Source organism: Streptomyces sp. NPDC006314, assembly GCF_040613075.1.
Lineage (GTDB): Bacteria > Actinomycetota > Actinomycetes > Streptomycetales > Streptomycetaceae > Streptomyces.
Genome location: NZ_JBEXRL010000011.1, coordinates 166,456 through 186,051, shown reverse-complemented (window position 1 = coordinate 186,051; position 19,596 = coordinate 166,456). Strand labels below are relative to the sequence as shown.

At 71.5% G+C, this 19,596-nt stretch carries 16 protein-coding genes and 1 pseudogene; 13 read left to right on the top strand and 4 right to left on the bottom strand.

All coding sequences use genetic code 11. The features are described from left to right. Positions 1 to 179: 179 nt before the first annotated feature. On the bottom strand, positions 180 to 1,517 hold the full coding sequence (locus ABZ079_RS21920) for a 6-phospho-beta-glucosidase (RefSeq protein WP_356941097.1): 1,338 nt from the start codon (positions 1,515 to 1,517) through the stop codon (positions 180 to 182). Positions 1,518 to 1,796: 279 nt separating this feature from the next. On the opposite strand from ABZ079_RS21920, the pseudogene ABZ079_RS21915 reads away from it, so the two are divergent. Continuing rightward, positions 1,797 to 1,978, top strand: a pseudogene (locus tag ABZ079_RS21915) (hypothetical protein); the annotation flags it as partial. 168 nt (positions 1,979 to 2,146) lie between these two features. After that, positions 2,147 to 3,547 carry a glycoside hydrolase family 16 protein gene (locus tag ABZ079_RS21910; RefSeq protein ID WP_356941179.1) on the top strand — a complete coding sequence of 467 codons (1,401 nt, stop codon included), beginning with the start codon at positions 2,147 to 2,149 and terminating at the stop codon, positions 3,545 to 3,547. Positions 3,548 to 3,867: 320 nt separating this feature from the next. Here ABZ079_RS21910 and ABZ079_RS21905 read toward each other — a convergent pair whose 3' ends face one another. Beyond that, positions 3,868 to 4,797 (bottom strand): AraC family transcriptional regulator, encoded by a 930-nt coding sequence (locus ABZ079_RS21905; RefSeq protein ID WP_356941096.1) that lies wholly within the window; start codon positions 4,795 to 4,797, stop codon positions 3,868 to 3,870. 146 nt (positions 4,798 to 4,943) lie between these two features. Here ABZ079_RS21905 and tkt point away from each other — a divergent pair, with 146 nt between their 5' ends. The 8 genes from tkt to ABZ079_RS21865 all read left to right on the top strand — a co-directional run bounded on the left by tkt (position 4,944) and on the right by ABZ079_RS21865 (position 15,200). Next, the gene (gene tkt, locus ABZ079_RS21900) at positions 4,944 to 7,019 is read left to right on the top strand and encodes a transketolase (protein WP_356941095.1); all 2,076 of its coding nucleotides are present in this window, start codon (positions 4,944 to 4,946) and stop codon (positions 7,017 to 7,019) included. Between the two features lie 19 nt (positions 7,020 to 7,038). Further along, positions 7,039 to 8,181, top strand: coding sequence for a transaldolase (tal, locus tag ABZ079_RS21895; RefSeq protein ID WP_356941094.1), 1,143 nt, complete (start codon positions 7,039 to 7,041; stop codon positions 8,179 to 8,181). Further along, on the top strand, positions 8,181 to 9,770 hold the full coding sequence (zwf, locus tag ABZ079_RS21890; RefSeq protein WP_356941093.1) for a glucose-6-phosphate dehydrogenase: 1,590 nt from the start codon (positions 8,181 to 8,183) through the stop codon (positions 9,768 to 9,770). The genes tal and zwf overlap by 1 nt, the downstream gene beginning before the upstream one ends. Further along, the gene (gene opcA, locus ABZ079_RS21885; protein ID WP_356941092.1) at positions 9,767 to 10,693 is read left to right on the top strand and encodes a glucose-6-phosphate dehydrogenase assembly protein OpcA; all 927 of its coding nucleotides are present in this window, start codon (positions 9,767 to 9,769) and stop codon (positions 10,691 to 10,693) included. Before zwf ends, opcA begins: the two co-directional genes overlap by 4 nt. A 1-nt stretch (position 10,694) precedes the next feature. After that, the gene (gene pgi, locus ABZ079_RS21880; RefSeq protein ID WP_356941091.1) at positions 10,695 to 12,398 is read left to right on the top strand and encodes a glucose-6-phosphate isomerase; all 1,704 of its coding nucleotides are present in this window, start codon (positions 10,695 to 10,697) and stop codon (positions 12,396 to 12,398) included. A gap of 1 nt (position 12,399) precedes the next feature. Continuing rightward, positions 12,400 to 13,278 carry a phosphogluconate dehydrogenase (NAD(+)-dependent, decarboxylating) gene (gene gnd / locus ABZ079_RS21875; RefSeq protein WP_356941090.1) on the top strand — a complete coding sequence of 293 codons (879 nt, stop codon included), beginning with the start codon at positions 12,400 to 12,402 and terminating at the stop codon, positions 13,276 to 13,278. A 6-nt stretch (positions 13,279 to 13,284) separates the two neighbouring features. Continuing rightward, positions 13,285 to 13,878, top strand: coding sequence for a histidine phosphatase family protein (locus ABZ079_RS21870; protein WP_356941089.1), 594 nt, complete (start codon positions 13,285 to 13,287; stop codon positions 13,876 to 13,878). 656 nt (positions 13,879 to 14,534) lie between these two features. Then, the gene (locus tag ABZ079_RS21865) at positions 14,535 to 15,200 is read left to right on the top strand and encodes a TetR/AcrR family transcriptional regulator (RefSeq protein ID WP_356941088.1); all 666 of its coding nucleotides are present in this window, start codon (positions 14,535 to 14,537) and stop codon (positions 15,198 to 15,200) included. Positions 15,201 to 15,521: 321 nt separating this feature from the next. Here ABZ079_RS21865 and ABZ079_RS21860 read toward each other — a convergent pair whose 3' ends face one another. Next, positions 15,522 to 16,118, bottom strand: a complete 597-nt coding sequence (locus ABZ079_RS21860) for a TetR/AcrR family transcriptional regulator (RefSeq protein WP_356941087.1) — start codon at positions 16,116 to 16,118, stop codon at positions 15,522 to 15,524. A gap of 99 nt (positions 16,119 to 16,217) precedes the next feature. On the opposite strand from ABZ079_RS21860, the gene ABZ079_RS21855 reads away from it, so the two are divergent. Next, complete coding sequence (locus ABZ079_RS21855) at positions 16,218 to 17,096, top strand: NAD(P)-dependent oxidoreductase (RefSeq protein WP_356941086.1); 879 nt, start codon at positions 16,218 to 16,220, stop codon at positions 17,094 to 17,096. Positions 17,097 to 17,115: 19 nt separating this feature from the next. Here the strand turns inward: ABZ079_RS21855 and ABZ079_RS21850 are convergent, their stop codons facing one another. After that, positions 17,116 to 17,553 (bottom strand): PPOX class F420-dependent oxidoreductase, encoded by a 438-nt coding sequence (locus ABZ079_RS21850; RefSeq protein ID WP_356941085.1) that lies wholly within the window; start codon positions 17,551 to 17,553, stop codon positions 17,116 to 17,118. A gap of 90 nt (positions 17,554 to 17,643) precedes the next feature. Between ABZ079_RS21850 and ABZ079_RS21845 the strand changes: the two genes are divergently transcribed. Both ABZ079_RS21845 and ABZ079_RS21840 read left to right on the top strand, forming a co-directional pair. Beyond that, a complete protein-coding gene (locus ABZ079_RS21845) occupies positions 17,644 to 18,225 on the top strand; it encodes a TetR/AcrR family transcriptional regulator (protein ID WP_356941084.1) in 582 nt (193 codons plus the stop codon). Continuing rightward, the gene (locus ABZ079_RS21840) at positions 18,222 to 19,571 is read left to right on the top strand and encodes an MFS transporter (RefSeq protein ID WP_356941083.1); all 1,350 of its coding nucleotides are present in this window, start codon (positions 18,222 to 18,224) and stop codon (positions 19,569 to 19,571) included. The genes ABZ079_RS21845 and ABZ079_RS21840 overlap by 4 nt, the downstream gene beginning before the upstream one ends. The last annotated feature ends 25 nt before the right edge of the window (positions 19,572 to 19,596 follow it).

Genomic DNA, 19,596 nt, shown 5'->3' with positions numbered 1-19,596 from the left:
GCCGCGGCGTCCGCTCCCCGAGGGAGGCAACGTCACCGGTACGGCGTCGCCGTCCGCCTCCGCCGTGCCGAGCGGCCGCCCCGGGGCTGGGGTCGGTGGTGTGCGACGCGCTTCTCGATCCGGCGGCGTTCGTCGTGCGCGGAGCTTCCCGGAAAGGCTGGGGGGAGCGCGGGACGGGCCTACCCGAGGTAGGCCAGCCCAGGATGGACCTCGGTGTACCGTTCGACCAGCCGGCGGGCGACGGTGACCGAGTCGACCAGCGGGTGCAGCGCGAAGGCCTTCACGGCTGTCGCACGGGAGCCGGACTCGGCGGCGGCGAGCACCTCGCGCTCGACCGCCTTGACCGAGCAGACCAGTCCGGTGGCGTGGCCGGGCAGCGGGCCGGCGGCCAGGGGGTGGGCGCCGTTCGCGTCGACCAGGCAGGGGACCTCGACGACCGCGTCGGCATCGAGGACGGACAGCGTGGAGCGGTTGCGGACGTTGAGGATCAGGGTGGTGCGTTCGTCGCGGGCGATGGCCCGCATCAGGGCGAGGGCGACCTTCTCGTAGCCGCCGGACAGGTCGTCGGCCTCGCGTTCACCCGCGCCGGCGCTCTCCCGGTTCTCGGCCATGTAAGTCGCCTCGCGCTCGGCACGGGTGCGGTCCCAGGCGAGCAGCGCGGAGACGCCGGGATCGACCGCCTCCTCGTAGAACCTGGCCTGCTGGTCGCGCAGGAAGGCGCCGCGGGTCTTCTCGGCCTCCTGGTAGGCGCGGACCGTCTCCCGGTTGAAGTAGTAGTAGTGCAGGTACTCGTTGGGGATGGCGCCGAGCGACCGCAGCCAGTCGGCGCCGAAGAGCCTGCCCTCCTCGAAGGAGCCGAGCAGCACGGGATCGGCGAGCAGCCGCGGGAGTTCGTCGCGTCCGGCGACGCGCAGCCCGCGCACCCAGCCCAGGTGGTTGAGGCCGACGTAGTCGACGAAGGCCTCCCCGGGGCCGGCGCCGAGAACGCGGGCGATCCGGCGGCCGAGACCGACCGGCGAGTCGCAGATGCCGATGACGCGGTCACCGAGATGGCGGGACATGGCCTCGGTGACCAGGCCTGCCGGGTTGGTGAAGTTGATGACCCAGGCGTCGGGGGCGAGGCGGCCCACGCGTCGGGCGATGTCGACAGCGACGGGGACGGTGCGCAGACCGTAGGCGATCCCGCCAGCGCCGACCGTCTCCTGGCCGAGCACGCCCTCGGCGAGCGCGACCCGTTCGTCGTGCGCGCGTCCTTCCAGACCGCCGACGCGGATCGCGGAGAAGACGAAGCCGGCGCCGCGCAGAGCCTCATCCAGGTCGGTGGTGGCGGTCACGGCGGGTGCGCCGGGGACGTCGGCGGCCTGTTCGGCGAGTACCCGGGTCACCGCGTGCAGCCGGCGTTCGTCCAGGTCGTGCAGGACGACCTCGGTGACCCGCCCCTCGGCGTGGTCGGTCAGCAGTGCACCGTACACGAGCGGCACCCGGAACCCGCCGCCGCCCAGAATCGTCAGCTTCACGCCCGCACCTTTCTTCACGCCTGCACCCTTCTAGCAGACCTTCACCTTGCACGGGCCCGGGGACCCGACGGATTGGGCGGAGACTGCGGAGTCCGTGAGGAGCGTCAGCGAGCGGTGACAGCGCCCTCGCTCGCGGAGCAGGGACGCAAGACCGGCCGGGCCCACGAGGCCGCGGCGCCGGTCGCACCGGGTGCTACCGGCATGAGGGGATGCCAACCCCGTCTTCGTCGACGTGACACCATCCCGACGAAGCGCCGCCGGCTGCCCCGGGATCGGCGTGGGCACGAGTACGACGCCGCGGACGTGCCGCACATCCAGCGGCTGACCACCTCCGGCACCTTCGTGCACGGCAACCACTGGACGTCCCCCTCGGTGTTCGCAACCGGAACGCCGGCCACGGTCGCATCGGACCGCACGACGCCAAGAGTGCGGGTGACGCCTCCGTGGCCGGCTACCGGTTCGGAGCTTCAGCCGGTGAACTCTCTTATGGTGCAGGGACATTCCTTGCTTCAACTCTTGACGACCGGACGCGCGGAGAGCACATTGACCGCATCCTGAGAGCGCTCTCACCCCGTTATGGGAGCGCTCTCACGAACCTCCCGCACAGACCCCGTACCGAGAGGCTTCCCATGAGTGCATCCTCCGGCATACCCAGACCCCGCCCGCTGCGGCGCGCGCTCGTCGCCGTCACGGCCACACTCGGCCTGGCCGCGGCCGCCGCCACGGCCGCCACCGCGCCCGCCGGCGCCACCGCGCCCACACCCCCCTCGGGCTGGACACAGGTCTTCATGGACGACTTCAACGGCGCGGCGGGCTCAGGTGTCAACACCGCCCACTGGCAGTACGACACCGGAACCTCCTATCCGGGTGGCGCAGCGAACTGGGGCACCGGCGAGGTCGAGACGATGACGTCGAACACCAGCAACGTCTCGCTGGACGGGAACGGCAACCTGCTCATCACCCCGCGCCGCGACGCCTCCGGCCACTGGACGTCCGGCCGGATCGAGACGACCCGCACCGACTTCCAGCCCCCGGCCGGCGGGAAGCTGCGGGTGCAGGCCCGGATCCAGATGCCGAACGTCACCGGCGCCGCCGCCAAGGGTTACTGGCCGGCGTTCTGGATGCTGGGCACGCCGTTCCGCGGCGACTACTGGAACTGGCCGAGCGTCGGCGAGCTGGACATCATGGAGAACGTCCAGGGCCTGAACACCGAGTGGGCCACGATGCACTGCGGCACCAACCCGGGCGGCCCGTGCAACGAGACCTCCGGCATCGGCAACTCCACCTCCTGCACCGGCAGCACCTGTCAGGCCGGCTTCCACACCTACGCGATGGAGTGGGACCGCTCGACCAGCCCCGAGGAGATCCGCTTCTACCTCGACGGCGTCGACTTCCACACCGTGAGGGCGAATCAGGTCGACGCGGCGACGTGGGCCAACGCCACCGACCACGGCTACTTCCTCATCCTCAACGTGGCGATGGGCGGCGGCTTCCCGGCCGCCTTCGGCGGCGGCCCGGACAGCGGGACCGAGCCGGGCCATCCGATGGTCGTGGACTATGTGCAGGTCCTGCAGTCCTCGGGCGGTGGGGGCGGCACCACTCCCCCGCCGTCCGGCAACCGGGACGCCTACAGCGCCATCCAGGCCGAGTCCTACGACGGCCAGTCCGGCGTCAGCACCGAAACAGCCACGGACACGGGCGGCGGTCAGGACATCGGGGCACTCGCGAACGGTGACTGGGCGCTGTACAAGGGCGTCAACTTCGGCACGACGGCTGCGAGGCAGTTCTACGCCCGGGTCGCGAGCGGTGCCGCGAGCGGGGTCAGCGGTCTGGTCGAGGTGCGCCTGGACAGTCGCGGCAACGCGCCCATCGGCAGTTTCGCCCTCGCCGACACGGGCGGGTGGCAGTCGTGGCGGACGGTCCCGGCGAACATCAGCGCGGTGACCGGAACCCACGACGTCTATCTCACCTTCACCAGCGGCCAGCCGGCCGACTTCGTCAACGTGAACTGGTTCGACTTCGGTCACTGACGCGAGGAGCACGAAGCGGCGGCGTCCGGGGGTGACCTTCTCGTATGGGTCGATCCCTGGCGTCGCCGCCCTGACGACCGGCAATCCCGTTCCCCGTGCCGGCCTCAGGCCCGCCTGTCCGCCCGCCCACCGGGGCTGCCCGGGCCCGGCGACACCGGGATCACCAGGGTCCCCGTGCCGGACCCGGCGCCCGGCCGGCTCCTCGTCCGCGACGACCTGCTCCCCTCACTCGACCGCTGGATCCGCTCACCTCCGGGTTCGGGAGCCCGGTGAGCCGGCGGCTGTCGCCGAGGTCCGACCAGCCGGCGCCGGGCGGACGGCTAGCGCAGCTCGGCCCGGAACGCCACCGGTGTCTGACCGGTGTGCAGGTGGAAGAACTTGGAGAAGTTCGCCGCGTCGGGGAAGCCCACGGCCACACCGACGCGGCCGATCGGCAGGCCCGTGTGGGCGAGGAGGCGCTTGGCCTCCAGGATGACGCGTTTGTCGATGAAGCCCTTCGGGGTCTCGCCGGTGGCCGCGCGGACGGCGCGGACGAGGGTCCGGCGGGAGTAACCGAGGGCGTCGGCGTAGGCACTGACGCTGTGATGGGTGGGGAAGCCCTGCTCGACGGCGTCCCGGAAACGGGTGAACGTCACGCTCAGGGCGGTGTCGGCGTGCTGCCGGGAGGCCTCCGCGGAGCTGGCCGCGAGGTGGGCGAGGCGCAGCAGGAACGCCGTCAGGGTGTGCCGGAGGACCGCCGTGTGCAGGCTGAGCGGGAGCGTCGCGGTGTCCTCGTACTCGCGGCGCAGCTGGTCGAGGGCGGCCTGGAGTGCGGCCAGCTGCGCGGGGCCGGGCCGCAAAAGCGGCGGGAGGTCGTAGCGGTACAGGCCCGTGGACTCGACGGTGGCGCGCGGCAGGAAGCCGGGCTGCATGGTCAGGACGGTTCCGCGGTACACGGACTCCTGGGAGAACCGGTGGACCTGTCCGGGGCGGATCCACAGCAGGTCGCCGGCTGTGGCCTCGTACTCGGCGAAGTCGATCATGTGCCGTACGGGGCCGCCGGTGAAGAGCATGACCACGTGGAAGTCGATGCGGTGGACTCGGTGCAGGGGGGCGTCGGCGTGCCAGGTGCGGTCGGTCCCCAGGGGGCCGATCTGCATGCCGACGCCGCCGACGGCCAGGTCGGCCGGGAAGGGGAGGGTTCTGATCCCGTCGCCGTCCGTGCCGCCGTCCGTGCCGCCATCGGCGGCTTGGCGTGTTCTGTCAGCCATGTCCTTTTCGTGCCGTCCCTGTCCCGCGATCACTGTCCCAGATTCACCACAGGCTGACACACCCCGACCTTCCCTAGAAAAAGTCAGACTTTTAAGTTTGAACGCGTCCGGTCGGCCACCCCCTACGGAACGAGGATTTCTTGAAGATGACCACGCAGACTTCCGACTGCTTCGAGTGGACCGACCTCGACCGGCGTGCCGTGGATACCGCCCGTCTGCTGGCCGCCGACGCGGTGCAGAAGGTCGGGAACGGCCACCCGGGTACCGCGATGGCCCTGGCGCCCGCCGCGTACACGATCTTTCAAAAGGTGATGCGTCATGACCCGGCCGACCCGGAGTGGGCCGGCCGCGACCGCTTCGTGCTGTCCCCGGGCCACACCTCGCTGACCCTCTACACCCAGCTGTTCCTGGCCGGGTACGAGCTGGAGCTGGCGGACCTGAAGGCGTTCCGCAGGCACGGTTCGAAGACGCCCGGCCACCCCGAGTACGGGCACACCGCCGGTGTGGAGACCACCACCGGTCCGCTCGGCCAGGGTGTCGCGAACGCCGTCGGCATGGCGATGGCCGCCCGCTACGAGCGCGGTCTGTTCGACCCGGAGGCCCCACGGGGCGAGTCCCCCTTCGACCACACCATCTGGGCGATCGTCTCCGACGGCGACCTGCAGGAAGGCGTCTCCGCCGAGGCCTCGTCGCTGGCCGGCCACCAGAAGCTCGGCAACCTCGTGTTCCTCTACGACGACAACCACATCTCCATCGAGGGCGACACCGCGACCGCCTTCTCCGAAGACGTGCTCAAGCGGTACGAGGCCTACGGCTGGCACACCCAGCGCGTCGAGCCCACCGCGGGCGGCGACATCGACGTGCCCGCCCTGTACACGGCGCTGAAGGCCGCCCAGGCCGAGACCGAGCGGCCCTCGATCATCGCGATGCGCACGATCATCGCCTGGCCCGCCCCGAACGCGCAGAACACCGAGGCATCCCACGGCTCGGCGCTCGGCGAGGGCGAGATCGCCGCCACCAAGCGTGTCCTCGGCTTCGACGCCGGGCAGACCTTCGAGGTCACCGACGAGGTCCTGAAGCACACACGCCGGGCCCTGGACCGGGGTGCCGAGGCGCACGCGGCCTGGGACAAGCGGATCGCCGAGTGGCGTGCCGCCCAGCCCGAGAGGGCCGGGCTGTTCGACCGCGTCAGCAAGGGCGAGCTGCCCGAGGGCTGGCAGGACGCCCTGCCGGTGTTCGAGGAGGGCAAGCCGGTCGCCACCCGTGCCGCCTCCGGCAAGGTGCTGCAGGCGCTCGGCCCGGTGCTCCCGGAACTGTGGGGCGGCTCGGCCGACCTGGCCGGCTCCAACAACACCACCATCGACAAGTCCAGCTCCTTCCTGCCGAAGGGCAACCCGCTGCCCGAGGCCGACCCGTACGGCCGTACCGTGCACTTCGGTATCCGCGAGTTCTCCATGGGCGCGGAGCTGAACGGCATCGCCCTGCACGGCAACACCCGCGTCTACGGCGGCACCTTCCTGGTGTTCTCCGACTACATGCGCAACGCCGTCCGGATGTCGGCGCTGATGCAGCTGCCGGTGACGTACGTGTGGACGCACGACTCCATCGGCCTCGGCGAGGACGGCCCGACCCACCAGCCGGTCGAGCACCTGGCCTCGCTGCGCGCCGTCCCGGGGCTGAACGTCGTCCGCCCGGCGGACGCCAACGAGACCGCGATCGTCTGGGCCGAGATCCTGAAGAGGCACGCCACGAACCCCGCCCCGCACGGGCTCGCGCTCACCCGCCAGGGCGTGCCGACCTACGCGCCGGACGAGGACGCGGCCAAGGGCGGCTACATACTGCGCGAGTCCTCGACGGAGACCCCGGAGGTGATCATCATCGCGACGGGCTCCGAGGTGCAGCTGGCCGTGGCCGCGCGGGAGCGGCTGGAGGCCGAGGGGGTCGGCGTGCGGGTGGTGTCGATGCCGTCCGTGGAGTGGTTCGAGGAGCAGCCGCGCGAGTACCGCGAGCGGGTGCTGCCGCCGGCCGTGAAGGGCCGGGTCGCCGTCGAGGCCGGCATCGGTCTGACCTGGTACCGGTTCGTGGGCGACGCGGGACGGATCGTCTCGCTCGAGCACTTCGGTGCCTCCGCGGACGCCACGACCCTGTTCGCCGAATTCGGCTTCACTTCCGAGAACGTCGCCGCCGCAGCCCGCGAGTCGCTCGCTGCCGCGCGCGCCTGATACCGACGCGAAAAGAAAGATGATCCCTGTGACCGAAGCAACCGCGACCCCGGGAGCCCTCAAGCGCCTCGCCGACGAGGGGGTGTCGATCTGGCTTGACGACCTGTCGCGCAAGCGGATCACCTCGGGCAGCCTCGCCGAACTGGTGGCGAGCGGCAGCGCCGTCGGTGTCACGACGAACCCGTCGATATTCCAGGCCGCCATCGGCTCCGGGGAGGGCTATGAGGAGCAGCTCACCGATCTGGCCGTACGGGGTGTCACGGTCGACGAGGCCGTGCGCATGATGACGACCGCCGACGTGCGGGCTGCCGCCGATGTCCTGGATTCCGTCCACACCGCCACCGGTGGTCGTGACGGCCGCGTCTCCATCGAGGTCGACCCCCGCCTCGCGCACGACACCGAGGCCACGGTCGCCGAGGCCAAGCAGCTGGCCTGGCTGGTCGACCGGCCCAACGTGATGATCAAGATTCCGGCGACCGAGGCGGGCCTCCCGGCGATCACCGAGGTCATCGGCCTCGGCATCAGCGTCAACGTGACGCTGATCTTCTCCCTGGAGCGCTACCGCGCGGTCATGGCCGCCTACCTGGCCAGGCTGGAGAAGGCCCGCGAGCGCGGCATCGACCTGTCGGCGATCCACTCGGTGGCGTCCTTCTTCGTCTCCCGCGTGGACAGCGAGATCGACAAGCGGCTGACCGCCCTCGGCACCGGTGAGGCCCTCGCGCTCAAGGGCCGCGCGGCCCTCGCCAACGCCCGTCTCGCCTACGAGGCGTACCAGGAGGTCTTCGCGTCCGACCGCTGGCTGGCGCTCGCCGCGGACAAGGCGAACAAGCAGCGCCCGCTGTGGGCGTCCACCGGTGTGAAGGATCTGTCGTACAAGGACACCCTGTACGTGGACGAACTGGTCGCGCCGGGCACCGTCAACACCATGCCGGAGGCCACCCTGAACGCGGTCGCCGACCACGGCGAGATCAGCGGTGACACGGTGACCGGCGGCTACGCGCAGGCCCGCGCCGACCTGGCCGCCGTCGAGCGGCTCGGCATCTCCTACGACGAGGTCGTCCAGCAGCTGGAGGACGAGGGCGTCGCCAAGTTCGAGGCGGCCTGGCAGGACCTGCTGGGCACCGTTGCGAAGTCCCTGGAGAGCAAGGGAGTTGACGCGTAATGACGAAGCAGGCCCCTGAGGCCCCGGCCGCACAGGAAGAGGTGCGCGTGCCGGTGGCCCCGGCCGCCGACTGGGTGAACCCGCTCCGGGACGCCCGCGACCGCCGACTGCCCCGTATCGCGGGTCCGTCCGGTCTGGTCATCTTCGGTGTGACCGGTGACCTGTCCCGCAAGAAGCTGATGCCGGCCGTGTACGACCTGGCCAACCGCGGCCTGCTGCCGCCGGGCTTCTCCCTCGTCGGGTTCGCCCGCCGGGACTGGGAGGACCAGGACTTCGCGCAGGTCGTGCACGACGCGGTGCGCGAGCACTCCCGCACCCCGTTCCGGGAGGAGGTGTGGCAGCAGCTCGCCGAGGGCATGCGGTTCATCCCCGGCGACTTCGACGACGACACGGCGTTCAAGCAGCTGAAGGACGCCGTCGAGGAGCTGGACGCCTCCCGCGGCACCGGCGGCAACTTCGCGTTCTACCTCTCGGTGCCGCCGAAGTTCTTTCCGAAGGTCGTGCAGCAGCTGAAGAAGCACGGCCTGGCGAACCCGCCGCAGGGCTCATGGCGGCGCGCGGTCATCGAGAAACCCTTCGGCCACGACCTGGCCAGCGCCTGCGAGCTGAACGCGATCGTGCACGAGGTGTTCGAGCCGGACCAGGTGTTCCGCATCGACCACTACCTCGGCAAGGAGACGGTGCAGAACATCCTGGCGCTGCGCTTCGCCAACCAGATGTACGAGCCGATCTGGAACCGCAGCTACGTCGACCATGTGCAGATCACCATGGCCGAGGACATCGGCATCGGCGGCCGGGCCGGCTACTACGACGGAATCGGTGCCGCCCGTGACGTCATCCAGAACCACCTGCTGCAGCTGATGGCGCTGACCGCCATGGAGGAGCCGATCGCGTTCGACGCGGAGGCGCTGCTCACCGAGAAGCTGAAGGTGCTGAAGTCGGTGCGGCTGCCGGAGGACCTCGGCCGGCACACCGTGCGCGGCCAGTACGCGACCGGCTGGCAGGGCGGCGAGAAGGTCGTCGGCTACCTCCAGGAGGACGGCATCGACGCCAAGTCGAAGACCGACACCTTCGCCGCCGTCAAGCTGGGCATCGACAACCGCCGCTGGGCGGGCGTCCCCTTCTACCTGCGCACCGGCAAGCGCCTCGGCCGCCGGGTGACGGAGATCGCGGTGGTCTTCAAGCGGGCCCCGCACTCCCCGTTCGACTCCACGGCCACCGAGGAGCTGGGCTCCAACGCGATCGTCATCCGCGTCCAGCCGGACGAGGGCATGACCGTGCGGTTCGGCTCCAAGGTGCCGGGCACGTCGATGGAGATCCGGGACGTATCGATGGACTTCGCCTACGGCGAGTCGTTCACCGAGTCGAGCCCGGAGGCCTACGAGCGGCTCATCCTGGACGTACTGCTCGGTGACGCCAATTTGTTCCCCCGTCACCAGGAAGTGGAAGAGTCCTGGAAGATCCTCGACCCGATCGAGACCTACTGGGCGGCGCACGGCAGGCCTGCGCAGTACGCGTCGGGCAGCTGGGGACCGAGGGAAGCGGACGAGATGCTCGCACGAGACGGACGGAGCTGGCGCAGGCCATGAAGATCGACCTGACCGACACCACGGCAAGCAAGATCAACAAGGCGTTGGTGCAGGGCCGCCGCGCCATCGGCACCCCGGCCGTGGGCATGGTCCTGACGATGGTCATCGTCACGGACGAGGAGAACGCCTACGATTCCATCAAGGCCGCCGAGGAGGCCTCGCGCGAGCACCCCTCGCGCACCCTGGTCGTCATCAAGCGGCACGCCCGCACCCTGCGCGACCGGACCCACTCGCGGCTGGACGCCGAGGTCCGGGTCGGCTCGGAGGCCGGCACCGGCGAGACGGTCGTGCTGCGCACCTACGGCGAGGTGTCCGACCACGCCGACTCGGTCGTCCTGCCACTGCTGCTGCCGGACGCCCCGGTGGTCGTGTGGTGGCCGGTGGACGCGCCCGACACCCCGTCCAAGGATCCGCTCGGCGCACTCGCCCAGCGCCGGATCACCGACCTGTACGCCGTGGAGCGGCCTCTTGAGGTCCTGGAGGCCCGGGTGCGCAACTACGCGCCCGGTGACACCGACCTGGCCTGGACCCGGCTGACGCCGTGGCGCTCGATGCTGGCCGCCGCCCTGGACCAGGCCCGCGTGAAGGTGACGTCGGCGGCCGTCGAGGCCGAGGCGGACAACCCCAGCGCCGAACTCCTCGCGCGCTGGCTGGAGGCACGCCTCAACGTGCCCGTGGACCGCGTGGTGACCGCCGGACCGGTCGTCACGGCCGTGCGCCTCGGCACCGCGAACGGCGAGATCGTCATCGACCGCCCCGAGGGCCCGCTCGCGCAGCTGTCCCTGCCCGGGCAGCCGCCGCGCACCCTCGCCCTGAAGGTCCGCCTGACCTCCGAACTCATCGCCGAGGAGCTGCGCCGCCTCGACGCCGACGAGATGTACGCCATCGCCCTCCAGGGCGAGGCCACCAAGGAGAACGCCTGACATGTCCGACGCCTCGTCAGACACCCCCAAGCTCATCCGCAGGCCCGAGTGGACGGCCCTCGCCGACCATCGCGCCGAGGGGCAGCCGCACCTGCGCGAGCTGTTCGCGACGGACCCCGGCCGCGCCGAGCGGTACGTCGTCCGGGTCGGCGACCTGCACATCGACTACAGCAAACACCTGATCACCGACGAGACCCTGGCCCTGCTCCGGGAAATCGCCACCGCCACCGGTGTCTTCGCACTGCGCGACGCCATGTTCCGCGGCGAGAGGATCAACGTCACCGAGAACCGGGCCGTGCTGCACACCGCGCTGCGCGCCCCGCGGGACGCCGTGATCGAGGTCGACGGCGAGAACGTCGTGCCGAAGGTGCACGAGGTCCTCGACAAGATGGCCGGCTTCGCCGACCGGGTCCGCTCCGGCGAGTGGACCGGCCACACCGGCAAGCGGATCCGCAACATCGTCAACATCGGCATCGGCGGCTCCGACCTCGGTCCCGCGATGGCCCTCGAGGCGCTGCGCCCGTACAGCGCACGGGAGTTGACGTTCCGGTTCGTGTCGAACGTGGACGGCTCCGACCTGCACGAGGCCACCCGCGACCTGGACCCGGCGGAGACCCTGTTCATCGTCGCGTCCAAGACCTTCACCACGATCGAGACGATCACCAACGCCACGTCGGCCCGCTCCTGGCTCCTGCGGGCCTTCGACGATGGGGGCACCTCCCATTCGAGCGCATTCGGGAACGGGGGAGAGAAGGCCGTCGCCAAGCACTTCGTGGCCCTGTCCACGAACGCGGAGAAGGTGACCGGGTTCGGCATCGACCCGGACAACATGTTCGAGTTCTGGGACTGGGTCGGCGGCCGCTACTCGTACGACTCGGCCATCGGCCTGTCGCTGATGATCGCCATCGGCCCGGACCGGTTCCGGGAGATGCTCGACGGTTTCCGGACCGTGGACGACCACTTCCGTACCGCACCCGCCGAGGCCAACGCGCCTCTGCTGCTGGGGCTGCTGGGCATCTGGTACAACAACTTCCTCGACGCCCAGTCGCACGCGGTGCTGCCCTACAGCCACTACCTGTCCAAGTTCACGGCGTACTTGCAGCAGCTGGACATGGAGTCCAACGGCAAGTCGGTGCAGCGTGACGGCGACCCCGTGGAGTGGCAGACCGGGCCGGTCGTGTGGGGCACGCCCGGTACCAACGGGCAGCACGCCTACTACCAGTTGATCCACCAGGGCACCAAGCTCATCCCGGCCGACTTCATCGGCTTCGCGCGCCCCATCGGCGAGTTGAGCGAGGAACTCCGCGCCCAGCACGATCTGCTGATGGCCAACTTCTTCGCCCAGACCCAGGCCCTCGCCTTCGGCAAGAGCGCCGAGGAGGTCCGCGCGGAGGGCGTGCCCGAGGAGCAGGTGACGCACCGCACGTTCAAGGGTGACCACCCCACCACCACCATCCTCGCCACCGAGCTGACCCCGTCCGTGCTCGGCCAGCTCATCGCCCTCTACGAGCACAAGGTGTTCGTACAGGGCGCGGTCTGGAACATCGACTCCTTCGACCAGTGGGGCGTGGAACTCGGCAAGGTCCTCGCCAAGCGCGTCGAGCCCGCCCTCACCGAGGGCGCTGACGTACCCGGTCTCGACCCGTCCACCACGGCCCTCGTCGCCGCCTACCGCACTCTCAAGAACGCTCAGGAAGTGAACTGACATGCAGCTTGGTCTGATCGGTCTCGGCAAGATGGGCGGCAACATGCGCGAGCGGATCCGCCGCGCCGGCCACACCGTCATCGGCTACGACCGCAACCCCGAAGTCTCCGACGTCAAGAGCCTCGCCGAACTGGTCGAGAAGCTGGACGCGCCCCGCCACATCTGGGTGATGGTCCCGGCCGGCACCGCCACCCAGGGCGTCATCGACGAGCTCAAGGACCTGCTGTCCGAGGGTGACACGGTGATCGACGGCGGCAACTCCCGCTGGACGGACGACGAGAAGCACGCCGCCGAACTCGGCGTCAAGGGCATCGGCTTCGTCGACGCCGGTGTCTCCGGCGGTGTGTGGGGCCTGCAGAACGGCTACGCCCTCATGGTCGGCGGCGACAAGGAGCACGTGGAGCGGGTGAAGCCGATCTTCGACGCGCTCAAGCCGGAGGGCCCCTACGGCTACGTCCACGCGGGCCGGGTCGGTGCCGGGCACTTCTCCAAGATGGTCCACAACGGCATCGAGTACGCCATGATGCAGGCGTACGCCGAGGGCTGGGAGCTGCTGGAGAAGGTCCGCTCGGTGGACAACGTCCGCGAGGTGTTCCGCTCGTGGCAGGAGGGCACCGTCATCCGCTCCTGGCTGCTGGACCTCGCGGTCAACGCCCTGGACGACGACGAGCACCTGGAGAAGCTGCGCGGTTACGCGGAGGATTCCGGTGAGGGACGCTGGACCGTGGAGGCGGCCATCGACAACGCGGTGCCGCTCCCGGCGATCACCGCCTCCCTGTTCGCCCGGTTCGCCTCCCGCCAGGACGACTCGCCGCAGATGAAGATGATCGCGGCGCTGCGCAACCAGTTCGGCGGGCACGCGGTCGAGAAGAAGGACTGACCCGCCGTGGGGGACCTCTTGCTGGTCCGCCACGGTGAGACGGAGTGGAGCCGGTCGGGACAGCACACCAGCTGGACCGACCTGCCCCTCACGGAGCACGGGGAGGAACAGGCCAAGTCCCTCGCCCCGCTCCTCACCGGCCGGACCTACGCCCTCGCGCTGAGCAGCCCGCTGGGCCGCGCGATACGCACCGCCGAACTGACGGGCCTGCCGGGGGTGGTACCCGACCCCGACCTGCACGAGTGGGACTACGGCGGCTATGAGGGCGTCACCACCGCCCACATCCACCGCACACGGCCGGACTGGGACCTGTGGACCGACGGCGTGCCGCCCGGCCCGGAGGGACACCCGGGCGAGTCGCCCGAGGAGATCGGCGCCCGCGCCGACCGGGTCCTGGCCCGCGTCGACGCCGCCCTCGCCGAGGACGCTGGCGACGTGGTCCTCGTCGCCCACGCCCACTTCCTGCGGGTGCTCACCGCCCGCAGGCTGGGCCTGCCGCCCGCCGAGGGCCGCCTGTTCCAGCTGGCGACGGGCACGGTCAGCCGGCTCTCCACGGAGCACGGGCGGCCCGTGATCGCGGAGTGGAACAGACGTCCGTAACCGCCTGGCCGACGGCCCGGGTCACCGCGAGTGACCCGGGCCGCGGTCGTCCCGGGCTCACCGCCTCCTTCCGCCGACCGGCGTGCCGTGCCGCGAGCCGCACCGGTGCGTTCTCGGCGCCGACCCTTCGAGGAAGAGCGGCCGAGGGTCTCGGTGCACGCGCAGGTGCGCCGCGCGCACGGTGTCGCCGGCGGGGGCGGCACCGAGGGAGGGGACGATCCGGACGCTGCCGTCGGTGTCGCTGACGGCGCGGCTGCGCATCGGCCCTTGGGGGCGGCGAGGGCGATGCTTTCCCGGGCGTGCACGCGAGGGCGCTGCGGTGGAAGAGCGGGGTCCGGGCAGGTCGGCGAAGCCGGCCCCCGCTCCGGCGGTTCGGGGTGGCCGGTGGCGCGGAAGAACAGGTGTGTGTCTCCGGGTGCCGTGACGGCGTCGAGCGGGTGTCCCCGGGGCCCGGCGGCGTGGCAGGACGGGGGCGTGAGGGCTTCGGCGCGACGGGCGGCGCCAGCGGGATCCGAGGATTCTACTAACCAGTAGGTCAGCCGTGTCTCCGCGCGGGATGTGAGGAAGACCGCGACGGAGACGCGGGGTTCTGCTTCTACAATCACCGGCAGGCGACCGCGCGTGCCGCCCAGGCGTCCCAGTCCCGAAGGAAACCGATGACGAGCGTCGAAGAACCGCTGCGACCCGTGGGGCGCGCGCGCGACGCGGCCCGCACCAGGGCCGAGATCCTCGACGTGGCGACACAGGAGTTCGCGCGGGCCGGCTACGACGGCGCCCGGGTCGACGAGATCGCCGCCCGCACCCGCACCACCAAGCGGATGATCTACTACTACTTCGGCGGCAAGGAGCAGTTGTTCACCGCCGTGCTGGAGCGGGCGTACGGGGTGATCCGGGAGGCCGAGCAGCAGCTGGACGTGGAGCATCTGGACCCGGTCGCGGCGATCCGGCGAGTGGCCGAGCTGACCTTCGACCACCATGAGCAGCACCCGGACTTCATCCGCCTCGTCAGCATCGAGAACATCCACGGCGCCGAGCACATCGCGGCCTCCGAGAAGCTCGGCGGGATCGGCTCCCCCGCGCTGGACGTGATCCGCCGGATCCTGGCCACCGGGCAGGAGTCCGGGCTGTTCACGGCCGACGTGGACGCGGTCGACCTGCACGCGGTGATCAGCTCGTTCTGCTTCTTCCGGGTCGCCAACCGGCACACGTTCGGCGCCCTGTTCGGCCGGGACCTGGTGGATCCGGCCCAGCGGGAGCACTACCGGACCATGCTCGGGGACATGGTGATCGCCTACCTCACGGCGGAGCGGACCGCCGGCTGACGGTTTCTCGCGCGCGCTCTTGACACCGGGGAACACGGGCGCATACCCCACCCTTCGCAACGGAAAGCGGCGACGGCCGCCTGGATCGGCAGCGCGCCGGGGTACTGCGGCTTCTTCGCCCACGGCAGCGCCGAGGCGCTGATCTTCCCGAACGTCTTCTTCGGCGCCGACGGCCCGGACACCGTGCTCCTGCTGTCGCTCACCCACCTTCGGCGTCGGCGACCGGCGCGGCCGCGAGAAGCATGCGCACCGTCGACCACGCGCGGAGGCCGGTGCGGAAAGCGGTCCCGGCAGGCACCGTCGGGCGCCGATCCGCCGCGCTCAGCCTGTGGGGGCCACCGCCGCGTCGAGCAGGGGCCCGAGTTCCCGTACGACGGTGGTCAGGGGCCGTACGTCCCGTTCGGCGCGGGCGAGGATGATCGCGCCCTCCAGGGTGCTGATCATCAGCGTGGCCAGTGAGTCGGCGCGGGCCGCCGGGACGCCCATGCCGGTGAGGGCCTCGGCGAGCGGGGCCCGCCAGGTCGCGAACGCGGCGGCCACCGCCTCGCGGGTCGAGGTGCCGGCCGAGGCGCAGTCGACGGTGGCGGCGGCGACCGGGCAGCCGGCGGTGAAGCCGTCCGCCGCGTACTCGTCGGTCCACTGGGCGACCATCGCCGCGAACAGACCGCTCGGCCTCGGCTCGTCCAGTCCGGCCAGAAAGCGCGCGATCCGCTTGCCCGCGTACCGCCCGGCCCAGTCGACGGCCTCGTTGACCAGCTGTTCCTTGCCACCCGGGAAGTAGTGCTGGAGGGAGCCGCGCGGTGCCCCGGCGTGCGCGGCGACCTCGCGCATGCCGGTCGCGGTGACGCCGTCGCGGCGGATGAGCTGGGCCGCGCTGAAGACCATCCGTTCCCGCGGTCCCCGCCGTGCCTCAGCCATCGTCGACCTCCGATCCTCGAGCCCACTCTATGACCGGCGTCATAACGCCCGCTACTATGACCACTGTCATAGTCGGCCCGTGAGCGAAGGGCGGCCCCCGTGAACGTCGGTTTCATCGGTCTCGGAGTGATGGGCCGGCCCATGGCACTGCGCCTGGCCCGCGCCGGCACCCCCCTCGTGGTCTGGAACCGGACCCCCGAACGCACCGAACCGCTGCGAGCGGCCGGGGCCGCGGTCGCCGCCGACGCCGACGAGGTGTTCGCGCGGGCGGACGTGGTGCTGCTGATGCTCGCCGACGAGGCCGCGGTGGACGCGGTCCTGGGCCGTGGCACCCCCGCCCTGGCCGCACGCGTCGCGGGACGCACCGCCGTCCACATGGGCACGACCTCCCCCGGGTACTCCCATGCCCTCGAGAGCGACATCCGCGCCGCCGGCGGCCGGTACGTCGAGGCACCCGTCTCCGGCTCACGGGTCCCGGCGGAACAGGGACAGCTGGTGGCCATGCTCGCCGGCGAGGGGGCCGCCGTGGACGCCGTACGGCCGCTACTCACCCCGATGTGCCGGGAGACGTTCGTGTGCGGTCCGGCGCCCGGCGCCCTGCTGATGAAGCTGTCCGTGAACCTCTTCCTGATCACCCTGGTGACCGGACTGGCGGAGGCGTTCCACTTCGCCGAGCGACAGGGCCTGGACCGGCGGCTCTTCCTGGACGTGCTGGACGCGGGACCCATGGCCAGCGGGGTCTCCCGGATGAAGGCGCCCAAGCTGCGCGAGCGGGACTTCGCGGTACAGGCCGCCGCACTGGACGTACTGAAGAACAACCGGCTCATCGCCGAGGCCGCCCGCAAGGCCCACCTGGCCTCGCCGCTCCTCGACGTCTGCCACACCCTGTTCGAGGAGACGGTGGCGCGGGGGTACGGCGGCGAGGACATGGTCGCCGTACTGCGGGCGATCGAGGCGCGGACCGCCGAGGCGCCGTGAGCCCGGCGTCAGCCCGAGGTCAGCGCTTCGGGACGCCGTAGACCCGGTCCACGCGCAGGCGCACCACGAGGCGGCGGTCGCGGACCATCGCGGCCCGGTAGTCGTCCCAGTCCGGGTGCTCGCCGAGCACCTCCCGGTAGAGCCGGATCAGCTCCTCGACGGTCTCGTCGTACGGGTCCCGGGCGACCGGGGACAGCTCGGCCGTGCCCTCGGCGACGGTGTACGCCCAGCGGTCGGCGCTGGTCACGTGGTATGAGGCACGCGGATCGCGGCGCAGGTTGCGGGTTTTGGCACGGTCGTCGGTGACCGAGATCCGGATGATCCGCGCGTCGGGACAGTAGGCGTGGCTGACGTTGGACAACTGGGGGCGGCCGTCGCGCTTGAGGGTGACCAGCACCCCGCCGTGGCCGTCGGAGAGCAGATCGAGCAGCGCGTCCTGCGTGGAGTCCTGGGTCATGACTGGGACAACCCACCGCGGCGGTCCGTGCATTCCCACACCCGGACCAGCAAGTAGACACTGTCTACGCGCGACTGGTAGACAGTGTCTATGACTGAGTCCGACACGGGTCTGCGGGCCCGCCTGGTCGACGTGGGCGTGGAGTTGCTGGCCGCCGAGGGGCTGGACGCCCTCACCCTGCGGGAGATCGCCCGGCGCGCGGGCGTCTCCCACGGGGCACCGCGCCGCTACTTCCCCACCCATCGGGAACTGCTGTCGGCCATCGCGCGGCGGGGCTTCGCCGACCTGGACGACCGGGCGCGGGCGGCGCTCGCGCAGGAACCCGCCACTCCCCGCGCACAAGTCGCCGCGCTGGCCCGGACGTACCTGGAGTTCGCGCTGGACGACCCCGGCATGTATGAACTGATGTTCCGCCACGATCTGCTGGAAGGCCACGACTCGGGGCTGCGGGATACCAGCCTTCCACTGTTCTCCCTCCTCGCGGACCTGGTCGGAGGGGTCCGGCCCGAGGCCGACGCCCGGCAGGTGGCCGGTGCTCTCTGGGCGAACCTGCACGGCATCGCCCAGTTGTGGCGCTGGCGCAGTCTCCAACTCGCCGTCGGATGCGGGGATTTCGGGCCGCTCCTTAATACGGTGCTGGACGCGCACCTCGGTCCCGAGGGCGACCGGTGAACCGGGGGTGGACGCTGGCGAGCAGCGTCGCGGGCGCGGTGGTCGTCGCGCTGGACGGTACGGTCCTCACGGTCGCGCAACCCAGCCTGCAACAGGACGTGCACGCGACGTTCGCCGAGGTGCAGTGGACCAGTACCGCCTATCTGATCGCGGTGGCCGGCCTGCTGGTGTTCGCGGGACGGCTCGGCGACCGCTACGGGCAGCGGCGGATGTTCGCGCTCGGCATGCTGGGGTTCGGCGCGGCCTCGGCGGGCATCGGTCTCGCTCCCGGGGTGGGCTGGGTGATCGCATTGCGGGCGGTGCAGGGCGTGTTCGGGGCGCTGCTGCAGCCGGCCACGCTCGGGATGCTGCGGGCCGCGTATCCGCCGGACCGGCTCGCGACGCCCCTCGCCGTGAGGACCGGCGCGATCGGGCTGGCGGCGGCAGCGGGCCCGCTGCTGGGCGGGGCGCTGGTGTCGGGCCTGGGCTGGCGGGCGGTGTTCCTCGTCAACGTGCTGCCCGCGCTCGCCTTCGGCCTGCCGGCCCTGCTGCGGCCGGAGCCCGGCCCGGCGGGCCCCCGAACCGCGCTGGACGTGCCCGGTGCCGTACTGCTCGCGGTGACGCTGGCCTGTCTGGTGCACACGCTGGCCGTCCGGCCCTCCTCCCCGGTGGGGGCCGGCATCGCCTTGGTCACGGCCGCCGTCCTGGTCCGGCACGAACGGCGGACGGCGAGCCCGCTGCTGCCGCCGGAGGTGATCGGCTCGCGGGCGGTCGGGGCGGCCCTGGGCATCCTGGTCGCCGTGTCCGCGTCCCTGTTCGGCACCCTGTTCGTCGCCACGTACGTGCTGCAGCGCCGCCTCGGCCTCGACCCGTTCCACAGCGCGCTGCGCAGCCTGCCGCTCGCGGTGCTGATGATCGTCGCCGCATCCCTGTGCCCGGTGCTGCTGCGCCGGTTCGGGGCCCGCGGCACGACGGCCGCCGCGACGGCGGCCCTCGCGCTCGGTGTCCTCGTGCTCTCCCGGGTCACCACCACGCCCGCCCTGGCGTGCGGGTTCGCTCTGCTGGGCGCCGGCTTCGGCACGGTGATGGTGGCGGCCACCCACGTGGTCGTGCGGCGGGTGGACGTGGCGGTGGCCGGAGTGGCGGGCGGGCTGCAGCAGACCGCGCTGAACGTCGGCCCCGCCGTGGGCGTGGCCGCGGCGACCGCGCTGCTGGGCGCGGGCACCGGGCCGGCGCTGCTGGCCCTGGCGGCCGTGGCCGCGCTCGGTGTGCCCCTGGCCGGCGCGCTGCCCGGGTCCGGAAGCGTCGCGTCGATCACACACACCGCTGATGAGCGGGTCCCGGGCGGCGTTCCTGCGCGACGATGAAAGGCGGGTGCGGGCCGGCGGGGTG

Excerpts from the sequence above, each read along its gene's own strand:
- ABZ079_RS21910 (WP_356941179.1), top strand. The coding sequence starts at position 2,147 with ATGAGTGCATCCTCCGGCATACCCAGACCCCGCCCGCTGCGGCGCGCG.
- ABZ079_RS21905 (WP_356941096.1), bottom strand. The coding sequence starts at position 4,797 with ATGGCTGACAGAACACGCCAAGCCGCCGATGGCGGCACGGACGGCGGC.
- tkt (WP_356941095.1), top strand. The coding sequence starts at position 4,944 with ATGACCACGCAGACTTCCGACTGCTTCGAGTGGACCGACCTCGACCGG.
- tal (WP_356941094.1), top strand. The coding sequence starts at position 7,039 with ATGATCCCTGTGACCGAAGCAACCGCGACCCCGGGAGCCCTCAAGCGC.
- zwf (WP_356941093.1), top strand. The coding sequence starts at position 8,181 with ATGACGAAGCAGGCCCCTGAGGCCCCGGCCGCACAGGAAGAGGTGCGC.
- opcA (WP_356941092.1), top strand. The coding sequence starts at position 9,767 with ATGAAGATCGACCTGACCGACACCACGGCAAGCAAGATCAACAAGGCG.
- pgi (WP_356941091.1), top strand. The coding sequence starts at position 10,695 with ATGTCCGACGCCTCGTCAGACACCCCCAAGCTCATCCGCAGGCCCGAG.
- gnd (WP_356941090.1), top strand. The coding sequence starts at position 12,400 with ATGCAGCTTGGTCTGATCGGTCTCGGCAAGATGGGCGGCAACATGCGC.
- ABZ079_RS21865 (WP_356941088.1), top strand. The coding sequence starts at position 14,535 with ATGACGAGCGTCGAAGAACCGCTGCGACCCGTGGGGCGCGCGCGCGAC.
- ABZ079_RS21860 (WP_356941087.1), bottom strand. The coding sequence starts at position 16,118 with ATGGCTGAGGCACGGCGGGGACCGCGGGAACGGATGGTCTTCAGCGCG.
- ABZ079_RS21850 (WP_356941085.1), bottom strand. The coding sequence starts at position 17,553 with ATGACCCAGGACTCCACGCAGGACGCGCTGCTCGATCTGCTCTCCGAC.
- ABZ079_RS21845 (WP_356941084.1), top strand. The coding sequence starts at position 17,644 with ATGACTGAGTCCGACACGGGTCTGCGGGCCCGCCTGGTCGACGTGGGC.